19 protein-coding genes are annotated in these 17,835 nt (G+C 44.1%); 9 read left to right on the top strand and 10 right to left on the bottom strand.

Features of this window, described 5'->3' with window-relative positions; all coding sequences use genetic code 11:
- The first annotated feature begins 17 nt into the window (after positions 1-17).
- From FD723_RS41455 to FD723_RS43820, 4 genes are all read left to right on the top strand, one after another.
- A complete protein-coding gene (locus tag FD723_RS41455) occupies positions 18-173 on the top strand; it encodes a hypothetical protein (RefSeq protein WP_179070979.1) in 156 nt (51 codons plus the stop codon).
- A 2,628-nt stretch (positions 174-2,801) separates the two neighbouring features.
- Positions 2,802-2,990: a hypothetical protein gene (locus FD723_RS41450; RefSeq protein ID WP_179070952.1), complete on the top strand. Its 189-nt coding sequence runs from the start codon at positions 2,802-2,804 to the stop codon at positions 2,988-2,990.
- A 671-nt stretch (positions 2,991-3,661) separates the two neighbouring features.
- Positions 3,662-3,877 carry a hypothetical protein gene (locus FD723_RS41445; RefSeq protein WP_179070978.1) on the top strand — a complete coding sequence of 72 codons (216 nt, stop codon included), beginning with the start codon at positions 3,662-3,664 and terminating at the stop codon, positions 3,875-3,877.
- Positions 3,878-4,186: 309 nt separating this feature from the next.
- Positions 4,187-4,318, top strand: a complete 132-nt coding sequence (locus FD723_RS43820; RefSeq protein ID WP_256875459.1) for a hypothetical protein — start codon at positions 4,187-4,189, stop codon at positions 4,316-4,318.
- Positions 4,319-5,228: 910 nt separating this feature from the next.
- On the opposite strand, the gene FD723_RS43815 is transcribed toward FD723_RS43820, so the two are convergent.
- A complete protein-coding gene (locus FD723_RS43815) occupies positions 5,229-5,357 on the bottom strand; it encodes a hypothetical protein (protein ID WP_256875458.1) in 129 nt (42 codons plus the stop codon).
- 554 nt (positions 5,358-5,911) lie between these two features.
- Between FD723_RS43815 and FD723_RS41440 the strand changes: the two genes are divergently transcribed.
- Entirely contained in the window at positions 5,912-6,112 is a 201-nt protein-coding gene (locus FD723_RS41440) for a hypothetical protein (protein WP_179070977.1), read from the top strand.
- Positions 6,113-6,152: 40 nt separating this feature from the next.
- On the opposite strand, the gene FD723_RS41435 is transcribed toward FD723_RS41440, so the two are convergent.
- The 6 genes from FD723_RS41435 to FD723_RS43805 form a co-directional block, all read right to left on the bottom strand.
- Positions 6,153-6,332, bottom strand: coding sequence for a hypothetical protein (locus tag FD723_RS41435; protein ID WP_179070976.1), 180 nt, complete (start codon positions 6,330-6,332; stop codon positions 6,153-6,155).
- Positions 6,329-6,589, bottom strand: coding sequence for a hypothetical protein (locus FD723_RS41430; protein WP_179070975.1), 261 nt, complete (start codon positions 6,587-6,589; stop codon positions 6,329-6,331). The genes FD723_RS41435 and FD723_RS41430 overlap by 4 nt, the downstream gene beginning before the upstream one ends.
- A 368-nt stretch (positions 6,590-6,957) precedes the next feature.
- Positions 6,958-7,095 (bottom strand): hypothetical protein, encoded by a 138-nt coding sequence (locus FD723_RS42300; protein ID WP_218651889.1) that lies wholly within the window; start codon positions 7,093-7,095, stop codon positions 6,958-6,960.
- 1,014 nt (positions 7,096-8,109) lie between these two features.
- The gene (locus FD723_RS43810; protein WP_256875457.1) at positions 8,110-8,235 is read right to left on the bottom strand and encodes a hypothetical protein; all 126 of its coding nucleotides are present in this window, start codon (positions 8,233-8,235) and stop codon (positions 8,110-8,112) included.
- A gap of 715 nt (positions 8,236-8,950) precedes the next feature.
- The gene (locus FD723_RS41420; protein WP_179070973.1) at positions 8,951-9,223 is read right to left on the bottom strand and encodes a hypothetical protein; all 273 of its coding nucleotides are present in this window, start codon (positions 9,221-9,223) and stop codon (positions 8,951-8,953) included.
- A 508-nt stretch (positions 9,224-9,731) separates the two neighbouring features.
- Entirely contained in the window at positions 9,732-9,860 is a 129-nt protein-coding gene (locus FD723_RS43805; protein WP_256875456.1) for a hypothetical protein, read from the bottom strand.
- A gap of 950 nt (positions 9,861-10,810) precedes the next feature.
- On the opposite strand from FD723_RS43805, the gene FD723_RS41415 reads away from it, so the two are divergent.
- The 4 genes from FD723_RS41415 to FD723_RS41400 all read left to right on the top strand — a co-directional run bounded on the left by FD723_RS41415 (position 10,811) and on the right by FD723_RS41400 (position 12,258).
- Positions 10,811-11,095: a hypothetical protein gene (locus FD723_RS41415; RefSeq protein WP_179070972.1), complete on the top strand. Its 285-nt coding sequence runs from the start codon at positions 10,811-10,813 to the stop codon at positions 11,093-11,095.
- A 435-nt stretch (positions 11,096-11,530) separates the two neighbouring features.
- The gene (locus FD723_RS41410) at positions 11,531-11,740 is read left to right on the top strand and encodes a hypothetical protein (RefSeq protein ID WP_179070971.1); all 210 of its coding nucleotides are present in this window, start codon (positions 11,531-11,533) and stop codon (positions 11,738-11,740) included.
- 47 nt (positions 11,741-11,787) lie between these two features.
- A complete protein-coding gene (locus FD723_RS41405) occupies positions 11,788-11,982 on the top strand; it encodes a hypothetical protein (protein ID WP_179070970.1) in 195 nt (64 codons plus the stop codon).
- A gap of 117 nt (positions 11,983-12,099) precedes the next feature.
- Positions 12,100-12,258 (top strand): hypothetical protein, encoded by a 159-nt coding sequence (locus FD723_RS41400; protein WP_179070969.1) that lies wholly within the window; start codon positions 12,100-12,102, stop codon positions 12,256-12,258.
- Positions 12,259-12,560: 302 nt separating this feature from the next.
- Here FD723_RS41400 and FD723_RS41395 read toward each other — a convergent pair whose 3' ends face one another.
- The 3 genes from FD723_RS41395 to FD723_RS43795 all read right to left on the bottom strand — a co-directional run bounded on the left by FD723_RS41395 (position 12,561) and on the right by FD723_RS43795 (position 17,403).
- Entirely contained in the window at positions 12,561-12,959 is a 399-nt protein-coding gene (locus tag FD723_RS41395) for a hypothetical protein (protein WP_179070968.1), read from the bottom strand.
- A gap of 452 nt (positions 12,960-13,411) precedes the next feature.
- Entirely contained in the window at positions 13,412-13,543 is a 132-nt protein-coding gene (locus FD723_RS43800) for a hypothetical protein (protein ID WP_256875455.1), read from the bottom strand.
- A 3,734-nt stretch (positions 13,544-17,277) separates the two neighbouring features.
- Positions 17,278-17,403, bottom strand: a complete 126-nt coding sequence (locus FD723_RS43795) for a hypothetical protein (protein ID WP_256875454.1) — start codon at positions 17,401-17,403, stop codon at positions 17,278-17,280.
- Between the last annotated feature and the right edge of the window lie 432 nt (positions 17,404-17,835).

Genomic DNA, 17,835 nt, shown 5'->3' with positions numbered 1-17,835 from the left:
GGATTTATGCAACTTAAATGCTCATTAGCTTAGGCTTTTGGGTTTCTATAGCAGGGGTAGGGGAGAATCGCTTACAGAGGTTATGCCAAGCGATCGCCCGACTGCTGCCAAACTCCCAACACAGCTTTCTAAACACCTTGGAGTGGGTGCAAAACCTACCCCCAACTTTTTAAATGCGATTCACCATACTTGATAACTTTAATCTTGCCTTTTCAAAAATACTTCACGTCTTTGGTAAGATTATTTTTTGGGCATCATTAGGTATTTTTAGCTACTCTGAGTCAAAGCGATTTTAGCAAATTAAGAATAGCCAAAATAACCCTAGTAAGTACGTTTATTTTCAGTCGGCTGATTTTCTAATTTTTAGCAATTTTATCGCTCCTCGCTAGCTACCTGTGGGGCTACCAGATAACTACCTGTGTGGAAAATCAAAAATCACAAAAAATCGCTATTTTTTCACCCCACAGGTAGCTAGGTGTCACCTGTGTGGTAGCCCGATAGCTACCTGTGGAGAATTGTATTCTACAATACTGTTTGCCACTAAATCTACTTTAGTTTTGTGTAGATTATCAGGCTTTAAAAAATCTCTACTGCACCCAGTTATTCTTACAATCCCAGCATTGATATCAATGTTTTGGAATCCTGCAACTGGTTGCGCCAATGAATCTAATATTTTCAAGGCTTGGGTCAGCGTTGGGTTTTTCTCGTGAGCGGTTGGCGTGAGATGCACAAAGCGCAATTTTACCCCGCTTTAATTTTTTCAGTCGCATGATGGCGTAACCACTATGAGCCGATGGCGATGGCAATCAGCCCAAATTGACTACTCAAAAACGACAAAAGAACGACAAAAGCAGATCAACTTTCACAGATGGAATGACAACGCCCATTTCACCCAATCCCTAATCTCTAATGTCTAATAGGGACACCAGGGGAGTAGAGCGTAGCATGACTACGGGCATCGCCTCCTCCTCAACATCCAATGCCCAATGGCGAATGCGGTCGAGCTAGAGGGGCGAGAGTCAGCAGTAGAGAATTAATCAGGATTTTGCGATCGCTTCGGAAATTAAGCATAGGTCGAAGAAGGTGGTTCGGCTAGCAAGAACCGCAGGCATCGTCGCGGCCATTCATTGTCTAAGGCATTCTTCTAACTACTGCCGGGAGCAAAATCAAGAGCGGTGGCTTTAAGGTCTGAAGGGGTTCGGTTATGCGATCGCGCTGTTGTCATGCCAAACTTGCGGCTTCTTTTGTAGCCGGGGACTTAGACCCGCCGAAGTTTGTTAAAGAAACAAAATCCACAAAAAAAATTTTCCCCTATTTTTGACCCTTTTTTTGCAGAAACAACTGATAATTACTCTCAAGAAGAACCGCTCAAACCGTGATTATTGATATATTTATCAAGAAATATTACAGTTTTGGCACTAGTTAATTGATTTGACTAAATTCGTGCATTTGAGAGAATATCTCTACAAAATCTCCAAATTCCCAATCCTCACCAACTACATTCAACATCTCCCAATATCTAGACAACATCTCCCAAATCTCCAATTTTTTCTTACCTTTTTACACCTTTTAAATCATCCATTCACAAAATTCTCATTAGCTCAAAAATTCCCAATAAATCCAAACAGTTTCCAATACTTATAATAAGTCTCCCATTTGCTCCCAATAATTGGTAAATTATCGGGAAATTCGCTTAAAAGCTTTTAAGCTCTGTAATCCATCTTTTGATGACGCACAGTACGCCTTATTTGGCGGAAAGTTTGTTGAGGTAAAAATCAAGAATCAGCCAAAAATGAGTCCGATAAAACTGCAAAAGAACTACAAAAGTGACTGAGGTTTTACAACGCTTGTGTCCAATCAAAGCAGAGGCAGGGGAGGAAAGAGTTGATAGACAATTAGTTCTTTTCCTCCTGTTTCTCTTCTACCTCTACTGCCCTCAACGCAAAACTTCCTTAACCGAAGGTCTTGGGAGTGTCGAGAGGTGTAAGCGGACTGTGGCTACCAATCTCAATTGGGAGGCAAGGTAACACAGAGCGATCGCCTCACCCGATCACAAAACTCAAAAACGACAAAAGTAGATCAGCTTTCACAGATGGAATTACAACGCCCGTTTCATCAATCTTTAATCTTCAATGTCTAATAGGGCCGCCAGGGGAGTAGAGCGTAGCTTGCGGCCTTTGGCATCGCCTCTTCCCCAACACCCAACACCCAATGCCTAATGCCTAATGCCTAATGCCTAATGCCCAATGCCTGATGCCTAGCCTAATCCAGAATGCAGTCGAGCTAGAGGCGAGAGAGTCAGTAGTGGGGGAATAGGAACAAGGGAGAAGCGATCCGCCTTTGCAAGCTACGCCCGTAGCCAAGCAAGAATTGAGATTGGGGATTTGGGCTTTGGTAGTTATAGTCTGGTAGTCATGATGGATTTGGTAGTCATGATGATTAATATCTATTTATATAGAGAGCGTGACTACGGTATCAGATTTTGATACAAAATGCGGTTCTTCTCAGTGGTGACTACCAAAAAATGTATAAAACCCAGCATTGCCAAGCCAGTACAGAAATGAAGCGATCGCCCGTAGTCAGGTCAAGAATTGAGATTGGAGATTTGGGGTTTTGGTAGTCATGGTTTGGTAGTTACGATGAATTTGGTAGTCATAATGGTTAATATCTATTTATATAGAGGGCGTGACTACGGTATCAGAACTTGATACAAAATACCGCTCTTCTCAGTGGTAACTATCAAAAGCTGTATAAAATCCAGCATTAGCAAAACAGTACAACATTGAGATGGTGGCGCGGCTATGCCAGTGAAAAGACGCGGCAACGTAGTTGTAAGTCTTGGGCATTGGACTAGGGGTGAAGCGCTTGCTCCCTTAGCGATCGCCTACGGTGGGATACTGTTGGCGAAAGTGTTACAAACGCAGGGACAAAAGTGTTACAACTCAAAGCCGCAACTACAGATTGAAGGTTTGAGCTTACGTAATACTTAATAAGACAATAATGTATTACATTCGCCAACAGTATCCGGTGGCGGGTAAGCTGGGAGCTAGCCAGAAGAAAATAATAAAGCATAACTACTGGAGCGATTGCCATTGTAAAACAGGAGACGCGGCAACGCAGTTGCCAGTCCAGTCCACCACACCACAGATGTCAATAACCGCGCTGACGATTCTGTGCGATGGCGTAACCGCTCTCTGTCTTGCCAACGCTAACCATAAGGTAAAGTAGTTAATATAGCTAAAGTAATAAATAAAAGTGATAAAAAGTGCAATGCTGGAAGTTTAGCTTGTCGCTCTCTTGCGATCGCTAATCATAGATTTGTTCCAGCCAGTTACTCAAATTGCTACTAAAAACCCAATGAATGAATTTTGGGTAAGGGCTGGACGCGATGATTTTCTCTAAGAATTTTGAGGAGCGTAGCTTGCTGCCAACTCTTGGAGACGTTGCGCGTAGCTTGCTTTCACGAAGTGGTACGGCATCGCTTTCTCTAAGAAATTTTGCTGGCTGTCAAAGAATAGTCACAACCTGTTATCGCTTTCAAAACTTGTTATTACAAATGTCTAACCAATAGATGCGGTATGGAGGCGTAGCTTGCCTCTACTAGCGCGGCTACAGAAGTTATGCCCTAAAATTTTAAATAGGCATAACCACTATAACTGCCATGACAGACCGCATCGACCAAATCATAGAGAAGCTTCAACAATTAAAGGAAATCAGGCAGCATCTGGTCAATGAACCAATGTCTGAATCTGGGGTCTGGATTCATCAGTATGAGGTACGCAAAAATATAAAAAAGATGGTGAAATCTACTGGTATGTATACGCAAAATGGCAAGCTAATGAGCCAATTTTCAAGAGAAACCCAAAAGCTAGGCTAAAAGGGATTGTCAAGCGCGGCAAGAACCCAGACTATACCTGTCACCAACACATAGGCAGGGTCAGCAGTAGCACAGGGCTAGGAACTGATTCAGAGGTCGCGTCGCGATCGCATATCAAGAGTGGGAAAATCGCAAGCGGTTAGACGCGCTTGATAAAGCACTTGATGAGATAGAAAACGCGCTCATAGGAGTTATGCCAGAAGAAAATAATAAAACATAACTATTAAAGCGATGATGTAACGGCTCGGTAGGCGATCGCCACCGGAAAGGGCGGGTACGCCATCACAGGGAGATGTCACCACGCTGCTAATGTTACGCCGCCAACATCACCACAGCGATCGCGGGAGACGCGGCAACGCCGCCGTCGGTCAGGCAACGCAGTTGCCAGTCAAGACCACCAACGTCACCACAGCGAAGGCGAGAGACGCGATAAATCAATAACCTGTTACTACGTAAATCTGTTATAGATTATTGTCCATAACCTGTTAATAAATTTGATCAAGCTAAATAACAGGATAGCATATACATACTGTTATGAGTTTATGCACTATTCTAACCACTAGTCATAACCCTTGCTATGTAAGCATTATGGGTACAGACAATCTTAACACGTTATGCAGAGATGAACAGGTTATGATTAACCAGTTAACGCATATATCAACTTGTTAACAAAGACATGATACCTTCTCTAACCTGTTACGTCTGTTAATTTAAATTAACAGACGTAACAGGTTAGAGAAGGTATCATGTCTTTGTTAACAAGTTGATATATGCGTTAACTGGTTAATCATAACCTGTTCATCTCTGCATAACGTGTTAAGATTGTCTGTACCCATAATGCTTACATAGCAAGGGTTATGACTAGTGGTTAGAATAGTGCATAAACTCATAACAGTATGTATATGCTATCCTGTTATTTAGCTTGATCAAATTTATTAACAGGTTATGAACAATAATCTATAACAGATTTACGTAGTAACAGGTTATTGATTTATCGCGTCTCTCGCCTTCTGTGGTGCGTTGTGGTCTTGACTGGCAACTGCGTTGCCTGACCGGCGGCGGCGTTGCCGCGTCTCTGCGTCGCTGTGGTGATGTTGGCGGCGTACATTAGCGGCGTGTGCATCTCCCTGTGATGGCGTACCCGCCCTTTCCGGTGGCGATCCTACCGAGCCGTTACATCATCGCTTTAATAGTTATGTTTTATTATTTTCTTCTGGCATAACTCCTATGAGCGCGTTTTTATCTCATCAGATTTTTATCAAGCGCGTCTAACCGCTTGCATTTTCCCGCTCTTGTATGCGATCGCGACGCGACCTCTGTCAGTTCTAGCCCTGTGTACTGCTGACCCTGCCTATGTTGGTGACAGGTATAGTCTGGGTTCTTGCCGCGCTTGACAATCCCAGCCCCAGCTTTTGGGTTTCTCTTGAAAATTGGCTCGTGCTTGCCATTTTTGCGTATACATACCGGTAGATTTCACCATCTTTATATTTTTGCGTACCTCTACTGTGAATCAGACCCCTGAATTCAGACATTGGTTCATTGACCAGATGCTGCCTGTTTCCTTATGGTGTTGAAGCTTCTCTATGTTTGGTCGTGCGGTCTGTCATGGCGGTTATAGTGGTTATGCCTATTTAAAATTTGCAGGGCATAACTTCTGTAGCCGCGCTAGTAGAGGCAGCTACGCCTCCATACCGCATCTGTTGGTTAGACATTTGTAATAACAAGTTTTGAAAGCGATAACAGGTTGTGACTATTCTGACAGCCAGCAAAATTTCTTAGAGAAAGCGTGCCATACCACTTCGTGGCAAGCTACGCGCAACATCTCAAGTTGGCAACTACGCTCCTCAAAATTCTTAGAAAATCATCGCGTCCAGCCCTTACCCAAAATTCATTCATTGGGTTTTTAGTAGCAATTTGTAACTGGCTGGAACAAATCTATGATTAGCGATCGCAGAAGGCGACAAGCTAAACTTCCAGCATTGCACTTTTTATCACTTTTATTTATTACTTTAGCTATATTAACTACTTTACCTTATGGTTAGCGTTGGCAAGCTGAAACGGTACGCCATCGCACAGAATCGTCAGCGCGGTATTGATCTGTGTGTGGTGAACTGGACTGGCAACTGCGTTGCCCGTCTCCTGTTTTACAATGGCAATCGCTCCAGTAGTTATGCTTTATTATTTTCTTCTGGCTACTCCAGCTTACCCGCCACCGGATACTGTTGGCGAATGTAATACATTATTGTCTTATTAAGTATTACGTAAGCTCAAACCTTCAATCTGTAGTTGCGGCTTTGAGTTGTAACACTTTTGTCCCTGCGTTTGTAACACTTTCGCCAACAGTATCCCACCGTAAGCGATCGCTAAGGGCAAGCGCTTCACCCCTAGTCAATGCCCAAGACTTACAACTACGTTGCCGCGTCTTTTCACTGGCATAGCCGCGCCACCATCTCAATGTTGTACTGTTTTGCTAATGCTGGATTTTATACAGCTTTTGATAGTTACCACTGAGAAGAGCGGTATTTTGTATCGAGTTCTGATACCGTAGTCACGCCCTCTATATAAATAGATATTAACCATTATGACTACCAAATTCATCGTAACTACCAAACCATGACTACCAAAACCCCAAATCTCAATCTCAATTCTTGACCTGACTACAGGCGATCCTTTCATTTCTGTACTGGCTTGGCAATGCTGGGTTTTATACATTTTTGGTAGTCACCACTGAAGAACCGCATTTTTATCAAAATCTGATACCGTAGTCACGCTCTCTATATAAATAGATATTAATCATCATGACTACCAAATCCATCATGACTACCAGACTATAACTACCAAAGCCCAAATCCCCAATCTCAATTCTTGCGGCTACGGGCGTAACTGCAAAGGCGGATCCTTCTCCCTTGTTCCTATTCCCCACTACTGACTCTCTGCCTCTAGCTCGACTGCATTCTGGATTAGGCTAGGCATCAGGCATTGGGCATTAGGCTTAGGCATTAGGCATTAGGCATTGGGTGTTGGGTGTTGGGAAGAGGCGATGCCAGGCACGCAAGCTACGCTCTACTCCCTGGCGGCTATTAGACATTGAAGTTAAAGTTGATGAGCAGGCGTTTAATTCCATCTGTGAGCTGTCTACTTTTGTCGTTTTTGAGTTTTGTGATCGGGTGAGGCGATCGCTCTGTGTTACCTTGCCTCCCAATTGAGTTGGTAGCCACGTCCTCACCTCTCGACACTCCCAAGACCTTCGGTTAAGAAGTTTTGCGTTGGCGTAGAGGTAGAAGAGACAGGAGGAAAGAGCTAATTGTCTATCAACTCTTTCTCCCCTGCCTCTGCTTTGTTGGACACAAGCGTTGTAAAACCTCGGTCACTTTTGTAGTTCTTTGCGGTTTTATCGGACTCATTTTTGGCTGATTCTTGTTTTTACCTCAACAAACTTTCCGCCAAATAAGGCGTACTGTGCGTCATCAAAAGATGGTTACAGAGCTTAAAAAGCTTTTAACGAATTTCCCGATAATTTACCAATTAGTGGGAGCAAATGAGACTTATTATAAGTATTGAAACTGTTTGGATTTATTGAAATTTTGAGCTAATGAATTTTGTGAATGGATGATTTAAAGGTGTAAAAGTAAGAAAAAATTGAGATTTGAGATGTTGTCTAGGTATTGGGAGATGTTGAATGTAGTTGTGAGGGTGGGATTTGAGATTTTGTAGAGATATTCTCTCAAATGCACGAATTTAGTCAAATCAAGTAACTAGTGCCAAAACTGTAATATTTCTTGATAAAATATCAATAATCACGGTTTGGCGGTTCTTCTTGAGTAATTATCGGTTGTTTCTGCAAAAAAGGGTCAAAAATAGGGGAAAATTTTTTGTGGATTTTGTTTCTTTAACAAACTTCGGCGGGTCTAAGTCCCCGGCTACAAAGAAGCCGCAAGTTTGGCATGCAACAGCGCGATCATAACCGACCCCTTCAGACAAAAACCACCGCTCTTGTTTTGCTCCCGGCGGTAGTTAGAAGAATGCCTTAGCAATGAATGGCGCGACGTGCCTGCGGTTGCTGCTAGCCGAACCACCTTCTTCGACCTATGCTTAATTTCGAGCGATCGCAAAATCTGATTAATTCTCTACTGCTGACTCTCGCCCCCCTCGACCGCATTCGCCATTGGGCATTGGATGTTGAGGAGGAGGCGTGCCCGTAGTCATGCTACGCTCTCTCCCTGGTGTCCCTATTAGACATTAGAGTTAGGGATTGGGTGAATGGGCGTTGTCATTCCATCTGTGAGTTGATCTGTTTTTGTCGTTCTTTGTCGTTTTTGGTAGTCAATTTGGGCTGATTGCCATCGCCATCGGCTCATAGTGTTACGCCATCATGCGACTGAAAAAGTAAAGCGGGTAAATGCGCTTTGTGCATCTCTCGCCAACCGCTCACGAGAAACAACGCTGACAAGCCTTGAAAATATTAGATTCGTGGCGCAACCGTGCGGATTCCAAACATTGATATCAATGCTGGGTTGTAAGAATAACTGGGTGCAGTAAATTTTAAAGCCTGATAATCTACACAAAACTAAAGTAGATTTAGTGGCAAACAATATTGTAGAATACAATTCTCCACAGGTAGCTATCGGGCTACCACACAGGTGACACCTAGCTACCTGTGGGGTGAAAAAATAGCGATTTTTGTGATTTTGATTTTCCACACAGGTAGTTATCTGGTAGCCCCACAGGTAGCTAGCGAGAGCGATAAAATTGCTAAAAAATAGAAATCAGCCGACTGAAATAAACGTACTTACTAGGAGTTATTTTGGCTATTCTTAATTTGCTAAAATCGCTTTTGACTCAGAGTAACTAAAAATACCTAATGATCCCAAAATAATCTTACCAAAGGCGTATTTTGAAAAAGGCAGATTAAAGTTATCAGTATGGTGAATCGCATTTAAAAGTTGGGGAGGTTTGCCCCCAGGTGTTTAAGCTGTGTTGGGTTTGGCGGCGTCGGCGATCGCTGGCTAACCTCTGTAAGCGATTCTCCCCTACCCCTGCTATAGAAAACCAAAAGCCTAAGCTAATGAGCATTTAAGTTGCATAAATCAAGGCTGAAGCCCTTACCACGGCAGTCAGTCTGGAAATGGTGACTATTAGCTTATCTCTGGCGATCACCTCCTGCCCAATCTCAATTCCTATTTTCCTCCTGAGGCGATCGCACCTCTCCTTTTGACACCGCTTTTGAAAACTCAAATTTCCCGCAAATCTTTGATTAAAGGTGATGTCTGCGACTGACACTCCTGCGGACGCTCGTACCTCTCTACGACGTTGCGCGAACGCTACCGCAATGCTTTCGCTTTCCACGTCGTTATCGGCTCATCGTGTCTTGTCAATGAGCGTGGTTACCGCCGTAGGCATCGCTTCATCGTCGTACGGCGTGACCCCAAATAGACAAGTAGGATGTTCGGTCGGTGGCGAGGGTATTGTCAGAATCAAGGCGTGACGTATTCTGCTGCATCACTATCAGAACATGATTCTCGCGATTACAGGGATGTACAGTGACATATTAAATGCCGTTGGCTAAATTAGTGCCATCGTAAACTTTACGCTGTGGATTTGCGGTATTTGCGTTGATATAACTAGCTCCCGGTGCTACTCTGGACTTAACTTAGAAATGCAAGATTACGTCTTCAATGACATTAATTTTACACAGCGACTATTAAAAGTCACTGTACCTGCGAATATGCCCAAATGCTGCGCCTTGATCTCGATCGGCGGCGATTGCGGCGAAATATTTCATATTGCTCATCAGCATCCTTCAACCTGGTCGTTTGACCCATCATTCGTCGTTTGTAGAAAAGTGGTAGCTAAATTAGTGATCGCGCTTCATGCCTCTATTGGCATTGCTTCCTGTCAACCGGAAATACACTGGTGCATTTAGGGGTTCTTTACCGATGGGTTTGGCATGAATTTCTAAACAAATATCGAAATCGTCGAGCAAGTCAGTGATGTCTATCTTAGGCTCGACTTCAATCGGGCGATTACAGAGTTATTATCACGCAAGTTTTTTCGATTAGCTTTGTTGAAGAATATTATGACAACGTTACTGAATGAGATGATTGAAAAGCTGAAACCAATGTGAAGGGCAACGATTCTTCCCGACGATCCGCGTTATGACGAAGTTCGCGAAATCTGGAATGCGTGTTGTCGCCGGCTGCTCTCATTGTCCAGTGTGCAGAAAGCCTCGGACGTTTCCCATGTCATCAAATTGCGCGCGCAATGAGCTGAAAATATCAATCGAGGCGCTGGGCAATATCGCGAGAATACGTGTGCGATCACGGCGTAATGATCGATCTTTCAGCCATGAAAAATGTCATTGATCTCCCAAAAAAGGGCATATGTCGAACCTGGTGCATGTGCGGATTTTGATCGGCGCACGCTGCATGGCGTAGCTGCTCCAGTAGGTCAATTCAGCGACGGGTATCAGGTCTTACTCTAGGTGGCGGTTTTGGTGGTTGACTCGTAAACTGGACTGACGATCGATGATCTCGTCTCTGCGGGAGCTATCACGGCAGACGGCAATCAAGTACGAACAAGCGAAAACGAAAACATGATTTCTGAGGCAGTTCAGGTGTTGGTGTTGTCTGGTTTAATTCAAGCTCCATCTGTGGGCGAATATTGGCTGGGTGTATTTTTCCGTTTAGCCAAGCTAAACAGGTACTGACAAGTATCGGCAATTTGTTAAGTCGGCCTGAAATCTCAGTGTGTGGTTCTTCGCGTGAGGCTCCGCCATTTTTCTACTGACAGTGTGCATGTAAAGAAGATCATTATACTACCTATCTTTATGTAGGCGATATTACAGAGGTGAGCTGATCGATCTCTGCGTAATTTTGGCAAGTATGAAGAACACATCGGTGTTCAGCCTACGTGGGATGGCAGCATTTGACCCCCTTGCTAACAAAGGTACGAAACTACTGGAAATCTCATAATTTCACAGGGCCGGATGGGCGTAGATGCGATCGCAGAATTCGCGGGCAATACCCTCACCACAGTGCGAAATCTTCATCGGGTTCATTGCTGGGGCATCAACCGTGTCTCGGCGAGATGCATATTATCATCGAGATGCGAGATTTGCTTAATGTGCATGGACGATGGATAATGCGGCGCACGATGATAAATGCGTGGGCATTTCAAGCTTCTGCAACCTATACATCTGCTGGTGCTGTAAACTTCTAGCTGAAGAAGGGTGATCGAGGTCGTGGCGGCTTATGGATCAACTACAGTCGCTTTGGTGATCGAAGCGGTACGTCCTGAGCATTTTCCATCTCAACCAGAACATCAAACCTAAGTTAGCATTGTTTATGGGTCTTTGATATGCATATCAGAGACCATGCACACCGACCGCCAAATTGTCGTTTGTGGCATAGATTTCTAGTGGCAGTGATAAATACCGTTAGATGCAATAATCGGTCGGCAGGAGAAAATCTGAATGTCGGTATTACGCTACGGTACGTTAACCACCTAGGACAGACGCGGCACAATGATCGACATCGCGGCAAGAGGATTTCGGGTGATATCTGTGACGAATGTCGCGGCCTACGGGGTTGCGTAATTGTCTTAAGCCCGGCTCTTGAAAGTTATGCAGAAAACCTGCTGTGCAAGGCAAAGTTCATGGTTTATCGTTCTGGCAGCGACATCATCGGCTCGGTTTACTGTCCTGCCGGGAAAGGCGTGCGGCAATTTTCAAAGCCTGACTTCGCTCCTGATGTTGCAGTTCATCCCAGCATCGAGGTAAGTATTGCTAAAAGCGCAACCATAGAGTGCATTGCCAGGGCAAAAAACGACAGGCGGATTCAATCGGGCTTTTCACAAGTGAACTGATGCGTCTGCGCAACGCAGGTTTATCGGGCAGGGCTTAGGAGTTACCTATGCTACGGCGACCTTTTCGGGTTTATTCTTCTGTAATTCTGATGCCATCGGACTGTGTGTTACAGCAGGGTGTACTAGGGTTCGGCCGGGATGAAGGATCGCGCCTACTCGAGGTGCGATGCCTGCGGTGTTCTCGTTGCCATCGCCCAGAGGTTACCTTCTCCCAAGCCCCATGCCCTACTCCCAATACCTAATACCTCATGACCCCAACATGCCACCTTACCGCATCTATCGGTGGAGCATTTTTAATAACTAGTTTCATATAAATAACGAGGTTGTTATGGCGTTGGTGGACTTGACTGGCAACTGCGTTGCCGTCTCCCACGTCTTCTGTTTGCTGTGGTGGTGATCGCTATGGTAGCTGTGGCGTGGTGGCGTGGTATGGCGGCGTTGTCGCGTCTCCTGCGATGGCGTACGCCCGCTTTCGATGGCGATCGCTCCCATTCCTAACCTCAATTCTTATCCCGTAGATTTTCAGCAATAACAGTAAGTGGCTTGAGCAAATCTATGGTTAGCAATGGCTACCCGCCCGCCGTGGCGATCGCCTAAGTTCGCGATTCCCGCGATCCTTTTATTCCGCTTGGGTTACTAATGAAAATTTTTATACAAACGTTTGGTAGTCACCACTGAAAACAATCGCATTTTATATCGGGATTTTGATACCGTAGTCGCGCTCTCTATAAATAGAGATTAACCATCGTGACTAGCAAATCATCGTGACAGACCATGATTACCGAAATACCAAAATCTCAATCTATTTTGGTAATGGGCATTAGGCGTTAGGCATTGGTGTTTGCTTGCGATTTTTCTGATATGCTTCTGTTACTTCTGGATCGGTGCCTGACCCTGTACTACTGCCTACCCTGCCTATGTGTTGGTGGCAGGGTATACTCGGGTTCTTACCGCGTTTGACAATTCCTTTTAGCCTAGCTTTTGGGTTCCTCTTGAAAATTGGCTCGTTAACGCTGCATTTTGCGTATACATACCAATAAACCTCACCATCTTTTGTACTGCTTACGCACCTCATATTGATCCATGCCCCAGTGCTGACATCGGTTCGATTGACTACTGCTGTCTGTTCTTTTAGTTGGTGAAGCTTCTCTATGATTTCCTCTATGCTTGATCGCTCATGGCGGTAAGTAGTTATGCCTAATAAAAATTTGCAGGGCATAACTCTTTATGACCCATCAGCGAACTCGCCGCTAAGTTTTGGGAGGAGCTTGCAAACAAGCTGAGATAATCGGCGTCCCGTGACGGCTTTGGGAATGTCGGGAAATGGTTCTTAAACATCCTAAAAGCGTCTAAGTATTGCATTCAGCAATAACGCCGTTTTTAGTTTTCTCCCTGCCTTAAAGCCTTCCCCCATAGAAAGTCTTCATTGATCAACAGGGTTTTATCTGTGTCACTGCCTTTGTTGGCATAACTAACGTAACTGGGATAACGTCTCCATGCCGAACGTAACATTATGGCTAATCACTACATCACCCTTGAGCTTCAATGTCAATCGGTGCTAATGACCGTTACAGCAAATGCTTGGTTAACACTGACGGGCGCCACTCCCCGGTACCAGCGATACATACAAACAGATAATGATAAGACCTGTCGCAGATTTTTCTACAGCTGCTAAGGTTGCTTTGCTCCCCAGACACTCGGCATCAGTCTACTTTGCCAGTCAATCTCTTTAACTTCGATAAGGTGGCAACTTGGCGAGACTACGGCGGCAAATGTCGCTTGCCCAGGATTACGCTTATTCACCACCTCAACTCTCTAACTGTTTAACCAGAATATAATCCGGTGACATTTAAGTAACTGAGTAGCTGTGCTGTGGATTCCTTTGGTGCTATTGTCTCGGCGGGTGTATTATTGGCTATAATCAATTGAGGATTGTGTGTCTTCTAGCTGCGTTATTGCGTAACATCTCTGTTTCTAATTGGGCTAATTTTGGTATGTAATTGACTATTGCTTGCGATGATTCCAATCGATTGTTAAATGACTCGAAACAGTCGTAGATAAGTATTGCTGGTGATAGTGGCACGATGCACATCGTGACCAGGCATTTAGTTTTCTGCTAACTTGTAGTGGCATACCGAAGTGGTGCAAGTTATAAATACGTGTGGCTACCCTGTAACAAAGTGCCCATTGGTAACCAGTGCGTCGCTGACAATATATAACGCGGTATCTTGTTCTTCCCATGTCAGAAGTAGAATCATGCTATCTCCCGTCCCCAAACAGCGATCGTGAACCGTTGCGGCAGAATTTCGTTAGCCACCTCTGCCCAACAGTGTTTTCAGTTGTTAGTTCTTAGCAGTTAAGCGCTCGACGACAACTGTGGCAATGAAACGCAACTATCTCGATTACGTTGACCAGTAAACAACCTGATGGCGACGACACAGACGTAACCACCTTACCTCATGGAGATGCTAGCCTATTGCTAAATATTCGTCTGGGCATTGTCAAGCGTCATGGTTACCAGCGCTGAATACGCAAAACATAATGCTCAACTCGTTTCCTGTAACGACCTTGTGCATCATGCTTAATTACAGAAAGCGGCGTTTATATCAACGAATAATATTTTATAAACCAGCCCGGCTCAACACGGTGCCTAAGCAATGCTGTGTAATTTTAGTGTTGGTAAACTCGTTAAACTCGCAGTGGTGGCTTGATTTCCTCCAGGCTGTAAATCATGACCGCTGCTCTAGTGCTTTAGACGTCTGACCGAATCATTTTTAAGCTGTTACTGAATTGTAGCGCAAGCCAGCTGATGTCAATAACTTGTGAAACATTTTGTAGGTGTGACATTAGTTAACAGGTGAACAAACCACAAGAAAAGCAGGCACAACCCGCAGCTTAAAAACAAGGTGGTGTATTACTCATAAACCTGGCAATCAAGCAGAACGACACAATGGAAGCATGACAGATACCGCAGTAGTAGAGAATATCTCATTGAGTGACGTGCTACGGATGGTAGCTCATATTTTTAGCACTAAGTTAACTCAAAATATGCTTAGTAAAGTCGACGTTAATCTTTTGATTATTCAGGCATATGAGAATATTCAAATAGTAATACGGGCACAAGATATGAGCACCGCTTAAAATAACGGTGACTTATTAACATCTGTTAAAGTACGCACTCTTTCCAAAATGTAATGCCAGTGTTATTAATTTCTTAATATTGCTTTAAGTAACGCTAAATAGTCGTGACGTCAATACAGATTAGAACAAAAGCTCGTGAATACGTGACGCCAAGTTCGTGGTAAGCTCGTGGTATACGTGAACGCCAAGCGAACAAACTCGTGAATTACGTGAACATGGCGCGAACAACTCGTGGTACGTGACGTAAGCTTCGTCTTCATCACTAGATTTAATCACTAGTTATATTTATTGCTGATAATGAGAACCAAAGCTCCCCTTAAGTACGGTTTTATGTTTTGCATCTTGCTTGTTAAGTTGACTGTCTAGCGAAAAACTAGCAGACCAGCGATCGCGGGACGATCATGAAAATGGCAATTAACGAGTCACCAATACAAAGATGTGTGGCGTCGCTTCTCAAATCCCCAGTTAACTTTCCTCTTAAGCCGCTGGATTAAAATCAGAGCCACTCTTGCTCAACTTTGCATTGGCTAAATTGTTATTCACCCTCTGCATCTGCCATATCCTCTACGCCAAATAGTCTTGAGAAGTTTCACGTACAAATGATTGATTCTATGGCGGCATTACAGATGTGACTGCGGCGACGAGGTAATAACCGAGGCCAGCCCGTCTGCTCCATTAAATAGATTGATCCGGCTCGTCATGGAATGTTGTAATGGCAATTTCATATATTTCAAATTATTTTATTAGAAACTGTTATTTTACTGATCGGCGCAGTAATATCTTATCATAACACGATTGAGGTGCGAAGGACAATAGGCGTCACTTTGGCATTTTTGCTAGTGAGCGCGGCAGTCACTGCATGTCGTGCTTGGGTTTAGGTCGTGTGTGCAGCTAACGCCGGTCGCGTATAACAAATGAAACGATACTTGAAGTGACGAAAATCTACGCAAAGCACTCTTCTCGCATCATCGGTAACCTTTCATTCTTATGTTCGACAACGTTCTTCGACAGCGTCTAAATGCGAGTCAGCTTAGCAAGTTATGATGCCTTTCAACAATCTTTAGGTAATAATTACGAAATATAATATTGTTTCGGTAAAAAATGACCGATAGTAAAACCTGGGATTTGTTGCTGACTTGACATCAACCATTGTGACAAGCTGTTTTAAAATGTGTACTTACTAACGCATAGCATTGATCTATTCATCCATGAGGCGAAAAGAGTGTAGCGAATGTGAGGCTGGCTTCCGTCGTCAAAGAGACATCGCGACGTGTGCCTGACTGAAATAACTGTAGTTAACGCTCTTTGAGCTGGCAGCACCGGAAACAGACATGACCAGAGTATTAAGCTTTCTCACCCGCTATAATATTGCCACGGCTGAGACTCATGGCGCAGTGGAACACCAACAGATGCAATCGGCCGACGCGTTAGTGACTGACTACCTTAGTTGATGAAATTGTCGGGAATCCCAACCATCAGTTTCATCTGCTGCTGGCTATACGGTAACGACCACAATGCAATCGACCAACGCTTGTTGTGGCAGCGTGTCAGGGCTGCGGTACTACGTAACTAAGTATGCCGAGGTAACCATGGCAATGCACGCCGTCAGGCTTTCACCTAACCTTTCAAAGCCAGCCTGATAATCAGTAAACAAGCCCGCTATTTCGTTGGCGATATCAAGCCAAGTCACACGGGATCTGATAAATCACCTGCCAGTGTGCTGGCAACATTCTACGCGCTCGTTCGTTGCTTGTAGCGACTTTGATAATCTCGCTTTACGCGATGACCATGCGCCTTCGCAATTTTACGGCCTTCAGTAGCTGCGCCAGCTTCGGAAATAAGTCGTGTTCATGTCTTTCTGAGCTTCGCAGCCGGGCTTTGGCGAGATTCGCTTCTACTGATTTTTAAGTTCAATTCCCTTGCTCGATCTCACTTTCAGGTATTCAATACTTCAGTATCTTTGATCTGTGTAGTAATTGATTTGGCAACTTGCAGTGAGCAATAATTTGTTATGACAACGACAACCAAGATTCAGCTGGCTAACAACAGTGGCAACGACTGCTTTTTCAAAAATCTGATGATTTTATGCAGCGTTGACGGCATAGTCTTTTGTGATTGTATCGTTTAAGTAAGTAATAAAAACTTGCTGGCTATAAGCATAGAACGGACTGGCTGTATAATAAACTTTCGGAAGCAATGCCAGGCGCCAGTACAGAAGCCAGAGCGAGTCCTAACCGTATTCATTATGGCAAAGCGATAATTCCCTTGAACTCAGCGGTTGTGGAGGAGCTTGCGGCACGGACACATTTAGTTAGATAACATCGTGCCGTCTTCACTTTGGTTGACATCTAAAGCAGCTGATTTTGGGCTCTTTTGATTAAGGTAATCCAAATAATTCACGCAACTGCTCCAGTTTCGGCAACTGCTTGAATGCCAGCACCAAAAACCTTTGAGGAGACAGCACCAACTAACGGCAAATTTCTAGCGTGTTCGCCAGGAATTTGTGCTCGTGTAAATTTCATAGATTTTCTGCTGGCACAACTGAGGCCAGCGGCGGCGTTTCAACGGATGCGAAGCTGGTATTGATTGGGCTGGAATATACATTGTGCCATCCGGCGTGACGGTAACAATCAGGAATGCGGCTATCTATAGGAATGGCGTGGAGTATTAGGTAATAGAATGCGGAAGTTAGTGCTAGATGACTTACTGCCAGCGGCCGCTGCTGTGTGTCGATTTGCTTCATTGTTTCTGGTGTTGTAGGGATTGGTACTTAATTTCTAATTGCCTAAATATATTTAAACTCAAAAGTGCTAATTCCTGTCTAGTCATATTTCTTCAGGTTTTAACTCTTCTCATCGTCTTTACTCAATTGTTTATTTAATTCGTCCATATTGTAATAAAAATTGCAAACTTAAAAAGCAATCAGCGAACATATCTGTCGTAACGGTATTACA

Source organism: Nostoc sp. C052, assembly GCF_013393905.1.
GTDB lineage: Bacteria > Cyanobacteriota > Cyanobacteriia > Cyanobacteriales > Nostocaceae > Nostoc.
The sequence above is the reverse complement of the archived record's forward strand: the minus strand, read 5'-3'. Positions and strand labels throughout refer to the sequence as shown.